This is a genomic window from Nocardia africana NBRC 100379 (genome assembly GCF_001612635.1).
GTDB lineage: Bacteria > Actinomycetota > Actinomycetes > Mycobacteriales > Mycobacteriaceae > Nocardia > Nocardia africana.
On record NZ_BDAV01000014.1, the window covers coordinates 1 to 13,785 of the forward strand.

General features: G+C 69.3%; 14 protein-coding genes. 7 read left to right on the forward strand and 7 right to left on the reverse strand.

Features of this window, described 5'->3' with window-relative positions:
* Positions 1 to 443: 443 nt before the first annotated feature.
* The gene (gene tyrS / locus NA3_RS24825) at positions 444 to 1,727 is read right to left on the reverse strand and encodes a tyrosine--tRNA ligase (protein WP_062966083.1); all 1,284 of its coding nucleotides are present in this window, start codon (positions 1,725 to 1,727) and stop codon (positions 444 to 446) included.
* Positions 1,728 to 1,929: 202 nt separating this feature from the next.
* Between tyrS and NA3_RS24830 the strand changes: the two genes are divergently transcribed.
* Both NA3_RS24830 and NA3_RS24835 read left to right on the forward strand, forming a co-directional pair.
* Positions 1,930 to 2,901 carry an NAD(P)H-binding protein gene (locus NA3_RS24830; RefSeq protein ID WP_084491850.1) on the forward strand — a complete coding sequence of 324 codons (972 nt, stop codon included), beginning with the start codon at positions 1,930 to 1,932 and terminating at the stop codon, positions 2,899 to 2,901.
* A 102-nt stretch (positions 2,902 to 3,003) separates the two neighbouring features.
* A complete protein-coding gene (locus NA3_RS24835; protein ID WP_062966326.1) occupies positions 3,004 to 3,972 on the forward strand; it encodes an AraC family transcriptional regulator in 969 nt (322 codons plus the stop codon).
* 137 nt (positions 3,973 to 4,109) lie between these two features.
* Here the strand turns inward: NA3_RS24835 and NA3_RS24840 are convergent, their stop codons facing one another.
* Positions 4,110 to 4,508 carry a DoxX family protein gene (locus NA3_RS24840; RefSeq protein ID WP_062966084.1) on the reverse strand — a complete coding sequence of 133 codons (399 nt, stop codon included), beginning with the start codon at positions 4,506 to 4,508 and terminating at the stop codon, positions 4,110 to 4,112.
* An 82-nt stretch (positions 4,509 to 4,590) separates the two neighbouring features.
* Positions 4,591 to 5,259 carry a FadR/GntR family transcriptional regulator gene (locus tag NA3_RS24845; protein WP_062966085.1) on the reverse strand — a complete coding sequence of 223 codons (669 nt, stop codon included), beginning with the start codon at positions 5,257 to 5,259 and terminating at the stop codon, positions 4,591 to 4,593.
* A gap of 214 nt (positions 5,260 to 5,473) precedes the next feature.
* Between NA3_RS24845 and NA3_RS24850 the strand changes: the two genes are divergently transcribed.
* Positions 5,474 to 7,162: a 2-isopropylmalate synthase gene (locus NA3_RS24850; RefSeq protein ID WP_062966327.1), complete on the forward strand. Its 1,689-nt coding sequence runs from the start codon at positions 5,474 to 5,476 to the stop codon at positions 7,160 to 7,162.
* 4 nt (positions 7,163 to 7,166) lie between these two features.
* Here NA3_RS24850 and NA3_RS24855 read toward each other — a convergent pair whose 3' ends face one another.
* The 4 genes from NA3_RS24855 to NA3_RS24870 form a co-directional block, all read right to left on the reverse strand.
* A complete protein-coding gene (locus NA3_RS24855; RefSeq protein WP_062966086.1) occupies positions 7,167 to 7,790 on the reverse strand; it encodes a DNA-3-methyladenine glycosylase in 624 nt (207 codons plus the stop codon).
* A gap of 67 nt (positions 7,791 to 7,857) precedes the next feature.
* On the reverse strand, positions 7,858 to 8,172 hold the full coding sequence (locus NA3_RS39090; protein ID WP_267887399.1) for a DUF3761 domain-containing protein: 315 nt from the start codon (positions 8,170 to 8,172) through the stop codon (positions 7,858 to 7,860).
* A 110-nt stretch (positions 8,173 to 8,282) separates the two neighbouring features.
* Positions 8,283 to 9,206, reverse strand: coding sequence for an RNA polymerase sigma-70 factor (locus NA3_RS24865; RefSeq protein WP_084491851.1), 924 nt, complete (start codon positions 9,204 to 9,206; stop codon positions 8,283 to 8,285).
* 52 nt (positions 9,207 to 9,258) lie between these two features.
* Positions 9,259 to 10,494 carry an NAD(P)/FAD-dependent oxidoreductase gene (locus NA3_RS24870; protein WP_062966087.1) on the reverse strand — a complete coding sequence of 412 codons (1,236 nt, stop codon included), beginning with the start codon at positions 10,492 to 10,494 and terminating at the stop codon, positions 9,259 to 9,261.
* A 159-nt stretch (positions 10,495 to 10,653) separates the two neighbouring features.
* Here NA3_RS24870 and NA3_RS24875 point away from each other — a divergent pair, with 159 nt between their 5' ends.
* From NA3_RS24875 to NA3_RS24890, 4 genes are all read left to right on the forward strand, one after another.
* Positions 10,654 to 11,382 (forward strand): DsbA family oxidoreductase, encoded by a 729-nt coding sequence (locus tag NA3_RS24875; RefSeq protein ID WP_062966330.1) that lies wholly within the window; start codon positions 10,654 to 10,656, stop codon positions 11,380 to 11,382.
* Between the two features lie 178 nt (positions 11,383 to 11,560).
* Positions 11,561 to 12,292: an ABC transporter ATP-binding protein gene (locus NA3_RS24880; protein ID WP_062966088.1), complete on the forward strand. Its 732-nt coding sequence runs from the start codon at positions 11,561 to 11,563 to the stop codon at positions 12,290 to 12,292.
* Positions 12,289 to 13,074 (forward strand): ABC transporter permease, encoded by a 786-nt coding sequence (locus NA3_RS24885; RefSeq protein WP_062966089.1) that lies wholly within the window; start codon positions 12,289 to 12,291, stop codon positions 13,072 to 13,074. The genes NA3_RS24880 and NA3_RS24885 overlap by 4 nt, the downstream gene beginning before the upstream one ends.
* Before the next feature lie 67 nt (positions 13,075 to 13,141).
* Positions 13,142 to 13,765, forward strand: coding sequence for a TetR/AcrR family transcriptional regulator (locus NA3_RS24890; RefSeq protein WP_062966090.1), 624 nt, complete (start codon positions 13,142 to 13,144; stop codon positions 13,763 to 13,765).
* Positions 13,766 to 13,785 lie beyond the last annotated feature (20 nt).

Sequence of the window (13,785 nt, forward strand, 5' to 3'; positions counted from 1 at the left end):
CTAACTAAAACGCCAGCCGGAAAATTAGCTGACAAAAATGTCCGACCCTCACACGGGGGGTGAAGATCGGAACCAAAATAAAACATTTGGCACTGACATTCATCGACACACTATTGAGTTCTCAAAGAACAGGCGCACAAACAGTCCGGCCGGTTAACCGACCTTCCTGAGAGGCAACTTTTCCAGCCTAACCACTGAAGCTCGCGAAGTCAACTCACGATCTCTGGGTCCTACTGGCCGTCAGGCGCTCCTCGTCCGACCTCGTTGTCCCGGGCCTCTCGGCTCCGGGTCGGTGTCCGTGTCGCTCTGACTTGGAATAAGTTACGTGGCGGAGAACGGAACGTCAAATCGCCACGTCGGCGCGCGTTTGCGCAGGTCACCGAGCCCGCTCCGGGCCGGTGACCGACCTGAATCACACGGATGTGACTCAGGTCATGGCCGGATCAGCGTCCCGCTCGGCGGGCGCCGGCGAAGTTCTTCTTGCCGCGCCGCAGGACCAACCAGCGTCCGTGCAGGTAGTCGGCGTCGGCGGGTACCCACTCCGGATCGGAGATACGGACGTTGTTGACCGAGGCACCACCGTCGGCGACCGCCCGGCGAGCTGCGCCACGACTGTCGGAGAGTCCGGAGGCGACCAGCAGATCCACGATCGTCGATTCGGGACCGGCCTCCGCCACGGTGCCCTCACCAGCGGCTTCGGCCAGCGCGGACCCGAGCGTCGTTTCGTCCAGGTCGTGCAGATCGCCGCGGCCGAACAGCGCCTGGCTGGCCAGCTGCACCGCGCGGGTGTGCGCCTCGCCGTGCACGAGCGTGGTCATCTCGGCGGCCAGACGGCGTTGCGCCTCCCGCGCGTGCGGGCGTTCGGCGGTCGCGGTCTCGAGTTCGGCCAGCTCCTCCCGGTCCAGGAAGGTGAACCAGCGCAGGTAGCGGATCACATCGGCGTCGCCGGTGTTCACGAAGTACTGGTACCAGGCGTACGGACTGGTCATCTCGGGGTCGAGCCAGAGGCTGCCGCCGCCGGTCGACTTGCCGAATTTCTTGCCGTCGGCGGAGGTGACCAGCGGGGTGGTGAGGGCGTGAACCTGTGCACCGTCGAGGCGGCGGTTGAGTTCGACGCCGGCGATGATGTTGCCCCACTGATCCGAGCCGCCGACCTGCAGGTGACAGCCATGTGCGCGGCGCAGCTGCACGAAGTCGTTGGCCTGCAGCAGCATGTAGCTGAATTCGGTGTAGGAGATGCCGTCGCTGTCGAGGCGGCGCTTGACCGTCTCCCGCGCGAGCATCACGTTCACCGAGAAGTGCTTGCCGATGTCGCGGAGGAAGTCGACGGCGCTGAGGTTGCCCGTCCATTCCATATTGTTGGCGATGATCGCGCCGGTCGGCGAATCGTCGAAGTCGACGAAGCGTTGCAGCTGGCCGCGGATCCGGTCGGCCCACTCGGCGACGGTGTCGGTCGAGTTCATCACCCGCTCCCCCACGTCGCGGGGGTCACCGATCAGGCCGGTGGCGCCGCCGGCCAGGACGATCGGGCGGTGTCCGGCCTGCTGGAAGCGTTTGAGCGTGAGCAGCGGAACGAGATGACCCGCATGCAGACTCGCCGCGGTGGGGTCGAAACCCGCGTACAGGGTGATGGGGCCCTTCGCCGTTTCGGCCCGCAGGGCATCCAGATCCGTGGACTGTGCGATCAGCCCACGCCAGGTCAGTTCGTCGATGATGTCGGCGCTCACGCCCTCCCATCTTTCCGCACCGGGCCCGCTCGGCTGCGCTGGGTCGGCCATGTCCGGATGGGCGTACGGTCCGGTGGCGGACGAGCGGCGAGCGCGCCGGTGCTCGACGATCCTCGGCAGGAACGCCCGGCGTGGACGCGCGCGTATGTGGGCGAGCGTCCGGACCATGGCCGGTGGGCTCCGCGCCGGATGTACTTGACGCATGACCGAAAACACCATCAGCGAAAACGAAACCATCAGCACCGCAACGGTTTTCGAGACCGATGAATCCGATCACCCGGTCACGGCAACTACCGCCTCCCACGGCCTCGACCACACCGATGCGGGCCCGGTCGTCGTCTTGGGCGGCACCGGCAAGACGGGCCGACGGATCGTGGCGCGCCTGGCCGAGCGCGGGATCGAGGTACGACCGGCCTCCCGCTCGACGGCGGTCCCCTTCGACTGGGCCGACCGGACGACCTGGGATGCCGCCCTGCACGGCGCCCGATCCGTCTACCTCGCGTACCAGCCGGATCTCGCCGCCCCGGGCGCGGACGAGGCGGTGGGAGCACTGACCGAGGCGGCGCGGCGGGCCGGGGTGCGGCGACTGGTTCTGCTGTCCGGCCGGGGCGAGCCCGAAGCGCAGCGGTGTGAGGAGATCGCCCTGCGCAGCGGCCTGGCCACGACCGTCGTGCGGTGCAGCTGGTTCGCCCAGAACTTCAGCGAGGATTTTCTGGCCGGGGAGATCGCGGCGGGACAGGTGACACTGCCGGCCGACGCGGTCGCCGAGCCGTTCGTCGACGCCGAGGACATCGCCGATGTCGCCGTCGCCGCACTCACCGAGGACGGGCATGCCGGTGAGATCTATGAGCTGACCGGGCCGCAGGCGCTGACCTTCGCCGAGGCCGTGGCCACCATCGCCGCCGCCACCGGCCGCGAGATCGGATATCAGCCGGTGAGCCTGGACGAGTACGCCGCCGCGATGTCGGCGATGGGGCTGCCCGGCGAGGTCGTCGACTCGCTGACCTATCTGTTCGGCACCGTTCTCGACGGTCGCAATACGGCCGTCACCGACGGGGTCGAGCGCGCGCTCGGGCGGGGGCCGCGATCGTTTGCCGACTATGCCCGGCGCACCGCGGCCGAGGGCAGTTGGCCGGTAGGAGGCGGCGAACCGTCCGATGCGCCGCGCGGGTGATCGGAGATGCCGGTGATCGTCCACGATTTCCCGGGGTGCCGCCGGCCCGCCGGTGCTGGGAACCCGGTTGCCGCGCTCGCCGCCATACGCGATCGTCGTGGGATGGATGCCCTCGCCGACCTGCTCGACGGCCCGCGCGCTCGCGGTGCGTTCGTGATGCGCTCGTTGCTGGACCCGCCGTGGTCGCTGCGGATCCAGGACCGGGCGCCGCTCACGGTGGTGGTGGTGACCCGCGGATACGCCTATCTCGTCCCGGACGACGACGATCCGATCCGGCTCGAGGAGGGCGCGGTCGCGATTCTGCGCGGTCCGGATCCGTACACGGTCGCCGACGAACCGTCGACCCCGCCGCAGGCGATCGTTCACCCCGGGCAGACCACGACCACTCCGGACGGTGAACTGCTCTGTGAGACATGGGATCTCGGGGTCCGTAGCTGGGGGACGAATGCAGCCGGAACGACCGCGCTGCTGACCGGTACCTACGAGGTGGCCGGCACGGTCAGCGACCGGCTGCTGCGTGCACTGCCGCCGCGGGCCGTACTCGACGGTCACGAGGTGGACGAACGTCTGCTCGGACTGTTGGTCGACGAGTCCGGCCGCGACGTTCCGGGGCAGGCATCGGTTCTCGACCGGCTGCTGGATCTGCTGACCATCGCCGCACTGCGTACCTGGTTCGCGCGGGCGGAGGCGCCGCAGTGGTACAGCGCCTACGCCGATCCCGTGGTGGGACAGGCGTTGCGGCTGCTCGAGCACAATCCCGCCCACGATTGGACGGTCGCCGAACTGGCGGCGACCGTGGGCGCGTCCCGGGCGGCGCTCGCCCGCCGGTTCACCGAACTCGTGGGGGATCCGCCGATCGCCTACCTCACCGAATGGCGGCTGGCGCGGGCGGCGGACCTGCTGCGCGGCACCGACGCCACCATCGAGTCGATCGCCCGGCAGGTCGGTTACGGGACGGCGTTCAGTCTCAGTGCCGCGTTCAAACGGCGCTACGGGGTCAGCCCGGGTATGCACCGGCGCACCGAACCCCTTGCGGGAGAAGCGGAACGCGACGCGGGTGCGGGCGGCTGACCAACGCCACCGCCGAAAGTCGTTGTGCCGCAGCCTGGGAAGTCCGCGGCGGTACAGATCTCCGGGCACGCTCGACCGACATGTCGATGGGCCCGCGCCGGGTGTTTCCCGGAGCGGGCCCATCGGGCGGTCGCGCTTCAGTGTGCGGGGCGACGTTCGTAGGCGATCCAGGCGAAGACCGCCATCAGAACCAGCGGGAAGATCGCACCCGCCGGGGCGTCCATGACGAAGACCTGGGTCGCGGCGGCGCACACCATGGTGATCGACAGTCCGGCGGCGGCGAGCCAGGACAGGCGCGGCACCATCAGGCCGATGCCGCCCGAGATCTCCACCAGACCGGTGAAATAGCGGAACCAGTCGCCCCAGCCGATGTCGTGGAAGATGCGGACGGCGTCGGATTGGCCGACCACCTTCGGCAGTCCGGAGGCGATGACGAAGAACAGGCCCAGCACGATCTGCAGGGTCCACAGCACGCGGTTGCGGATCTTGCCGGGACGGGTGGCGACGGACGGGGCGGAGGCGGTGATGGCGGTCATGATTCGGTGTCCTTCCGGATGCTCGGTGTCTGTTCGAGCGCGCTCACCACAGAAGACGGACCGCCCCGGAGGAATTCATCGGTCAGGTGAAAGCCGATTTCAAGGCGCTCAGGTGCACTCGGCTGGCCGTGGCCGCCGTCTCGGACGACCGATCGCGAATCGCCTCGAACAACACCTCGTGGGCGTGATGGTCCGCGGCGGGATCGGCCATCGGCCGCATCCGCAGCATCTGCGTCATCGCGCGGTGCACGCGCGGGACGAAGGCGTCGAACAACTGCAACAGCACGTCGTTGTGTGCCGCCGCGATCACGGTGCGATGGAAGGCGGTATCGGCGTCGACGAGATGTTCGACCGAATCGCCGGATCCGGCGCGCACCGCCAGCGCCTTTCGCATGATCCGCAGATCGGCCGGCGTGCGCCGCTGCGCCGCCAGAGCCGCGGCCTCGGCCTCGACGGCGATGCGGGCCTCGATGACGGCGGCGACGTCGGCCCGGCGCAGCACCTCGTCCCAGTCCTCGGCCGCCTCCAGCGCGGTGACGAAAACGCCTGCCCCCTGGCGGCTTTCGAGCACGCCGTGGCCGGACAGTTCCCGGATCGCCTCGCGCAGCGTGGAGCGTCCCACGCCGAGCTGGGCCGCGAGGGTCGTCTCGCCCGGCAGTTTGTGTCCGAGCTGCCATTCGCCCGCGCGGATCCGGTCGAGCAGGAGCTGGGCGGCCTGGGCCGCCAGCGGTTGCCTCTGCACGGTCGCCATCGGCCCTCACCTCTCTACTTGTCTGAGGAGTTGTTACTCGCTATGGTAGCCGACATGGGACAGGGACTGCTTCTCCTCGGCCGCCGCGGCGGGGTCTGAACGACCGGCACCCTGCCCGCGGGTTGCTGGGCTGCGCCGGTCGACACCTCCGACGCAGAAAGCCGATCCCGTGCACGAGCACACGTCCCGCTGGAATCGCCAGCGCCCCTCCGCCATGCCCTCGCATCGCTATCACGATGTGTATCACCGAGTTCCGGTGCCGCTGACCGACCGCAGCTGGCCCTCGAAACGTCTCGAATCCGCCCCGCTGTGGGTGCCGGTCGACCTGCGCGACGGCAATCAGGCCCTGGCCGAACCGATGGATCCGACGCGGAAGCGCCGATTCTTCGAAATGCTGGTCGCGATCGGCTACAAGGAGATCGAGGTCGGCTATCCGAGCGCCTCGCAAACCGATTTCGACTTCGTCCGCCTGATCCGCGACGCCGAGCTGGCGCCCGCCGACGTCACCCTGGCCGTCTTCACTCCGGCACGTGCCGATCTCATCGCACGGACCTTGGAGTCGGTGGAGGGGATCAGCAACGACGTGGTGATCCACATGTACACCGCGACCGCGCCGCTGTGGCGGGAGGTCGTGCTCGGACGGTCCCGGGCCGAGGTGGCGGAGATGATCCTCGCGGGTGGACGCGAGATCGCGCGGCTGGCCGGCGATCGGCCGAATCTGCGATTCCAGTTCTCCCCCGAGGTTTTCATGCTCACCGAACCGGATTTCGTGCTGGAGGTGTGCGATGCGATGACGGAGCTGTGGGACGCCTGCCCGCAGCGCCCGGTGGTGCTGAATCTGCCGGCGACAGTGGAGGTGGCCACGCCCAATGTCTATGCCGACCAGATCGAATACATGCACCGCAATCTGAGCCGCCGCGACGGGGTGATCCTGTCGGTGCATCCGCACAACGACCGCGGCACCGGCATCGCCTGCGCGGAACTGGCGATGCTGGCCGGAGCCCAGCGCGTGGAGGGCTGCGTCTTCGGCAACGGTGAACGCACCGGCAACGTCGACATCGCGACGCTTGCGTTGAATCTGCATGCCCAGGGCGTGGATCCGATGATCGACTTCTCCGATATCGATGGAATTCGCCGGACCGTCGAGTACTGCACGCGGATGCCGATTCCGGAGCGGCACCCCTACGCCGGCGATCTGGTCTACACCGCGTTCTCCGGAACGCACCAGGATGCGATCAAGAAGGGGTTCGCCGACCATCGCCGTCGGGCCGAGCTGGCCGGGGTGCCGGAATCCGAGATCGAGTGGCAGGTGCCGTATCTGCCCATCGATCCGGCGGATGTCGGACGCAGTTACGAGGCGGTGATCCGGGTGAATTCGCAGTCCGGCAAGGGCGGTATCGCGTATCTGCTGCAGACCGGATACGGATTGGAACTGCCGCGACGGTTGCAGATCGACTTCGCCCGGCACGTACAGCGCCATACCGACGACACCGGCGCCGAGGTGAGTGCGCCCTGGCTGTGGGATCTGCTGTGGCAGGTGTACGGCCCGACGGGCGACGGTATCGACTGTGCCGCAGGCCGGATCCACTGCCGATTCAGCGAGTCCGGCGACGTCGTGATCACCGCGCCGGAGGCCGTCGAGACCATTTCGGCGGCCGCCGATGCCGCGAACGAACTCACGAAAATAGTTGCCGCTCACGGTATCTCGATCGAGTCGCTGCAGTCGGCCCACCACCGGCTGCCTGCCGGCGCGGACGCGGAATACGTGGTCTACGGCGAGTTCCGGATCGGCGGGGACACCCGATGGACGCTCGGGATCGCCGATACGGTCGCGGCGGCCGAACTGGCGGCGACGATCGCGGCGGCGCAACGCGGGCGGATCCGCGCCGACGTGACGAGCTGACCGCTCAGGCTGACCGTCCGACCTCGGGGGCGCGCGGACTGCGCCGGTAGGCCGAGACCGCCGGGGAGTCGCGCAACCACAGCCGCCACGGGCGGTCGGCGGCCAGGCTCACGCCGACCCGGGGGCCCACACCGATCGCCGCGGAGTCGGTGATCTCGGGGCCCAACTCCACTCGGATCGACGCTGCCGGGTCGAACAGGGCGGTGCCGTAGTCGGGGAGCGTGATTCCCAGGGCACTGCCGAAGTTGCCGGGCCCGCGCGCCAGATCGATATCGGCGCGGGCCGCGGGGCGCCGGGAGCGCGCGATCTCGTGGCCCTCGATCACCTCACCGGCCCGCAGCAGCACGGCACTGGCGATGCCGTCGGGGCCGCTGGTGACGTTCACGCAGGTGTGCATGCCGTAACTGAAGTAGACGTAGAGCATGCCGGGCGGACCGAACATGACGGCGTTGCGCGGGGTGCGCCCGCGGCCGGAGTGGGCCGCCGGGTCGTGCCAGGGCCCGGCCGGGTCACCGCCGTACGCCTCGACCTCGACGATGCGCACGGCGACCGGGCCGGACCGCATGGTCGCGCCCAGCAGGCGGCGGGCGGCGGCCAGCGGTTCCACGGCGAGTTCCTCGGCAGACACGGGTTCTCATTCTTACTCGAGCACCCGTGGTGACCGGCGCCACGCCCGCCGCGGACGCCGGGCTCGGTCAGAGCCAGCGCTCGACACCACCGTGATGGGAGCAGGTTCCACTGCGGTGGCGGCTGTAGCTGTAGGTGCCGTCGCTGCACTGTGCGGTCGCGCCGTCGGGATCCGAGCCGGGACGCGGGACGCAGGCGTGGTCGACGTTCTCGTAATCGCCTGCGGGGCAGGAGATGAAGGCCGGGGCGGCGGTGGCGGTCGCGGTGGGGGCGAAGACGGCGGCAAAGCCGACACCGGCGGCGAGCAGCCAGCCGGTCAGGGTGGTTCGACGGGCCGGAATACCGGCGCCGGATCGACGGGGGCGGCTCGCTACGCTGTGCACTTGTGAAACTCCTACCATTCTGATCGCGGCCGGAACCGTCCCGGCGGATGACAAAAATAGCGCATCCCGCAGCTACACAGGACATTTCGGGCGAATCAGTGGTATCGGCTCTATTGCGGTGGGCGCAGGCCGGCGAGTTTGTCGGGGTTCACCTGGAAGCGCAGGTTCTGCACGCGACCGTCGAGGATGTCGAAGGTGAGCGCGCCGACCGGAAACTCGCCGATCTCGCCGACCACGCTCAGTTCGCCGTTGAGCACCGCGGCCCGCATCCGGATTCCGGTCAGGACGGGTTTGGCCAGCACGCCGAGCAGCCAGCGGGCGACGTGGTCGGGGCCGTGCAGCGGGCGGCGGGCCGCGGTGACCTTGCCACCGCCGTCGTTCCAGAGGGTGACGTCGGGGGCGAGCAGCTGCATCAGCGCGTTGACGTCGCCGCCGTTGGCCGCCGCCAGGAACCGCTCGGTGATCTCCTGCCGCGCAACGGGATCGGTGTCGTAGCGCGGCCGGCGCGCCTGCACGTGATTGCGGGCGCGATGCGAGATCTGCCGGATGGCCGGCTCGGGTCGATCGAGAAAGCCGGCGATCTCGGCGGGTGAGAAACCGAAGACGTCGCGCAGTACGAACACCGCCCGCTCGACCGGGCCGAGTGTCTCCAGCACGACCAGCATGGCCGTGGACACCGTGTCGACGATCTCGACGCGCTCGGTGGCGTCGGGTTCGCTGAGCAGCGGTTCGGGCAGCCACGGGCCGACATAGGTTTCGCGGACCGCGCGGGCGCTGGTGAGCCGGTTCAGCGACAGGTTGGTCACCGTCCGCACCAGGTAGGCCTTGGGGTGGCGGACCCGCTCCCGGTCGACCTCGTGCCATTTCAGCCAGGCGTCCTGCAGCACGTCCTCGGCGTCGGCCACACTGCCGAGCAGTTGATACGCGGTGGCGAACAGCAGCCGGCGATGCGTGTCGAACGCATCGCCGGGGTCCGCCGGTGGGTGCGCGGGCCGCGCGGTCACCGCACCGGCGTCCTCGGCCTCACCGTCCATGCGCTCATCCTCTCCCGATCGATCGAGCGCCCGCAATGTCGGCGCAGGTCCCTCACGCCGCGATCCGGCCGGCCGCGCGTGTCGCGCGGCCCCCTCGCGACAGCGTCACCGAGACATTCGCGCGGCGGCTCAACCGGAAGGTCGGGACCGGGCTGCTGCTCACGAACTCCTTGTAGCGCACCGCGGCGCGGCCCTTCAGGTACGCGCGCCGGGGGCTGTCGTCGGCGTGGGTGAACCCGATGACCGCATCGCGGCGGCCGAGGCTGACCGGCTGATGGAAGTATCCGAACCGGAACGGCCGCACCGGCTTTCCGCGCAGCCGTCGCGCGATGGTGTCGGCGACGTAGGCCGCGGTCGGCATACCGCTCTGGCAGGTGCCGTGCATGCGGCCCCACGGCTGGGTGATCGCGGCGGCATCGCCGATGGCGTAGATGTCGGGATGCGATACCGAACGCAAGGTCGCGTCGGTGACGATGGCCCCCGCCGCGTCCGTCGTGATGCCGGCCGCCGCGGCCAGGGCGGGCACGCGCACTCCGGCGGTCCACAGCGTGAGCCCGGCGGGCACCATCACGCCGCTGTCGAGGCGGACCGCGTCGGGCAGCACCTTGGTGACGCGAGTTCCGCTGCGGCGCACGATGTTCAGGCGGTCCAGGGCGCGCTCGAGGTAGGCGCGCGGGCGCTCACCCAGCATGGCGGCGGGTTCGCCGGTGCTGATCAGGGTCACGGTCAGACCGGGGTGGGATTCGGCGATCTCGGTGGCGGCTTCGACGCCGGTGAGGCCACCACCGCAGATCGCGACCGCTCCCCCGCTCGCCTCGAGTTCGGCGAGGCGCTCCGACATCCGATGCGCCGTGCGCGGATCGTCGAGGGTCCACGCGTGCTCGGCCACACCGGGCACGGTGGTGGTGTCGGCACGGCTGCCGAGGGCGTAGACCAGGGTGTCGTAGCCGAGGTCGGCACCGTCGTCGCAGATCACACGGTGTGCGACCGGGTCGATCGCGGTAGCGGCGGCGCGCCGGAAGGTCACGCCGGTGCCGGCCAGCAGTTCCGGGATCCGGTGATCGGCGAGTTCGGCACCGGCCGCGACCTGATGCATGCGCAGCCGTTCGGTGAACCGCTCCGACGGATTGACCAGCGTGATGTGCACCGCCTGCTTGCGGGTGCGGCGCGCGAGCCGGATCGCCGCCAGCATTCCGGTGTATCCGGCGCCGAGGACGACGATCTCGTGCGGACGCCCGGCGTGCGGCTCGTGCTGGGTCTTTCGATTGCTGCGCTGGGTCTCGCTCATGGTCCTGTCCTTTCGCGGGTCGACTGTGCGATTCGGTGATGGGACAAGTAGGCCGCCGAATTCGTGACACCTTCATTTGTGATGCCGGTCACAGGGAACAGGGCGGCCACCGGTCCGGTTGACATGTCAGGACTTCCGGACGACGCGAATGAGGTGACCATGGCCGTACAGGTCGAGATCTGGACCGATATCAACTGCCCGTTCTGCTACCTGGGCAAGCGGCGCTTCGAGCAGGCACTGGCCGGCTTCGACCACCGCGACCAGGTGCGGGTCGTGCACCGATCCTTCGAGCTGGATCCGACGCTGCCGGCCGGGCACAGCGGCCCGGTGGTCGCCCATATCGCGGAGAAGTACGGCATCAGCGAGGCCCAGGCCGCCGCCAACGAACGCGGCATCGCGGCCCAGGCCCAGGCCGTCGGCCTGCCGTATCGCACCGAGGGCCGCGACTTCGGCAACAGCTTCGATATGCACCGGCTGCTGCACTTCGCACTGGAACGCGGACGGCAGGAGGAACTGCTCGACGCGCTGTACGAGGGCAATTTCGCCGACGAGAAGCCGGTGTTCGGCGACCGGGAACGGTTGATCGAGCTGGCCGCGCGAGCCGGGCTGGACGCGGCCGAGGTGCGCGCGACCCTCGACGACCCGCAGGCCTACGCCGAAGCGGTGCGCGCCGACGAACAGACCGCCGCCGAACTCGGTGCGACCGGCGTGCCGTTCTTCGTCTTCGATCGCACCTACGGGGTATCCGGGGCTCAGCCGCCGGAGGTGTTCACTCAGGCATTGGAGCGGGCGTGGGCCGATCGGGCGCCCGCGCTGCAGGTGCTCGGCGACGGCGATGCCTGCGGTCCGGACGGCTGCGCCGTGCCCGCCGCCGACGACCGGGGCTGAACGCGGCACTCCCCCCATCGATTCCCGGCCACATCGCCGCCGCACGATCACCACTGATCCTCTCTTGCGTCACGACTCCCCTCTTGCGTCACGACCGGACCGCGGGCAGAATTCAACACACAATGAATTCAACGCTCGGTGAATAACCTCGCCGGCCGTGTGACGTGAGAGGTGGACCGTGGCGAACCCCGATTCGTCCCCGGCGATCACCGTCGAGCACCTGCGGGTGCGTCGCGGGGGACACGAAGTGCTGCACGACATTTCGCTGACCGTTCCGGCGGGCAGCATCACCGGCCTGCTCGGGCCCTCCGGCTGCGGTAAGACCACGCTGATGCGCAGCATCGTCGGCACGCAGCTGATCGAGGCCGGCAGTGTGCGGGTGCTCGGCGAGGAGGCGGGCACCCGCGGACTGCGCTCGCGCGTCGGTTACGTCACCCAGGCGCCGAGTATCTACGACGATCTCAGCGTGCTGGACAACGTCTCCTACTTCGCCGCGCTCTACGGCCGCGACTCCGACGCGGTGCACGCGGCGATCGAACAGGTCGGCCTGAGCCCGCATATCCGGCATCGGGGCAATCAACTCTCCGGCGGGCAGCGCACCCGGGCGTCACTGGCGTGCGCGCTGGTCGCCGATCCGGAACTGCTGGTCCTCGACGAGCCGACCGTCGGACTGGATCCGGTGCTGCGGGCCGAGTTGTGGAAGCAGTTCCACGAACTCGCCGGTCAGGGTCGCACGCTCGTGGTCTCGAGTCATGTCATGGACGAGGCCGAGCACTGCGAGCAACTGCTGCTCATGCGCGACGGTCATCTGCTGGCCCAGCTCACCCCCGACCAGCTGCGCGCCGAGACCGGCGAAACCAGTTTGGAGAACGCATTTCTCGCCCTCATCACGATGGGACAGCCGCGATGACAACGACATTCGCCCCGCCGTCACGCCCGCCGCTGCGCTGCTACACCGCGACCTCGGCGCGCATCCTGCGGCAGTTGCGCGCGGACCGGCGCACCGTCGCCATGCTGCTGCTGGTGCCGACGCTGCTCATGACACTGCTGTATTTCGTCTATCACGAGACGCCGACGATGCCGGGGGTGCCGTCGCTGTTCGACCGCGTCGGCATCAGCATGCTGGGCATCCTGCCGTTCATCGTGATGTTCCTGATCACCGCGATCGCGATGCAGCGGGAGCGGACCTCGGGAACGCTGGAGCGGCTGATGACCACACCGCTGTCGAAGCTGGATCTGCTGGGCGGATACGGCACCGCGTTCTCCATCGCCGCGGCGGCGCAGGCGGGCCTGGCGTGTCTGGTCTCCTTCTGGTTGCTCGGCTTGCACGCCGCGGGCAGCGCGTGGCTGGTGCTGCTGATCGCCGTGGTGGACGCGGTGCTGGGCGTGGCGCTGGGACTGCTGGCGAGTGCGTTCGCGCGCACCGAATTCCAGGCCGTGCAGTTCATGCCGCTGGTGGTGGGCCCGCAGTTCTTCCTCTGCGGCCTGCTGGTACCGCGCGATCAGCTGCCGCGCTGGCTGGAGATCATCAGCGACGTGCTGCCGCTGAGCTATGCGGTCGACGCGCTGCAGGAGGTCTCCCGGCATCCGGGCGCGACCGCCGCGATGTGGCGCGATCTGGGCATCGTCGCCGCATTCGCCGCTGTCGCACTGGCTTTGGGCGCCGCCACCCTCCGCAGGCGCACGGCATGAGCGGCCAGCTTGGGCGGCAGCGCGGCATCACCACGCAGCGCTGCGCCCGTGCCACAGAGGGAACGGCATGAGCGACGTGACCGATCGGGTGAGCGCCCGCAGTGGGCGGCGAGCCGGCGAATCGGGTACCCGGGAGGCGATTCTGGACGCGGCGCGCACCCGGTTCGCCGAGGTCGGATTCGACAAGGCCTCGATCCGCTCGATCGCGGGCGCGGCGGGGGTCGATCCCGCGCTGGTGCATCACTACTTCGGCACCAAACAGCAATTGTTCTCCGCCGCACTGAATCTGCCGATCGACCCGGAGCTGATCCGCGCGCCGATCCGGGCCGCCGAACTCGACCGGCTCGGCGAGACCGTGGTCCGGACCGTGGTCGGCGCTTGGGATTCCTCGGTCGGCGTGCACGCGGTCGCGGCCTTTCGCGGCATTCTCGCGGGCGGAGATGCCGCGCTCGCCCGCAGTTTCCTGCTGGAGGTCGCGCTGAAAGACGTTCGGGAGAAAGTGGATTCGCCGCCGGGCTCCGGCACCACACGCGTGGTGCTGGCCGTGTCGCAGATGATCGGCCTGCTGGTGGCACGCAAGATTCTGCAGGTCGAACCCGTAGCGTCGATGCCGCTGGACGAGCTGGCCGCGGCGGTCGGGCCGACCATCCAGCGTTATCTGACGGGTGACCTGCCCGCCGCCGGCGGCTAGGCTACCGACCGCCGGCCGGC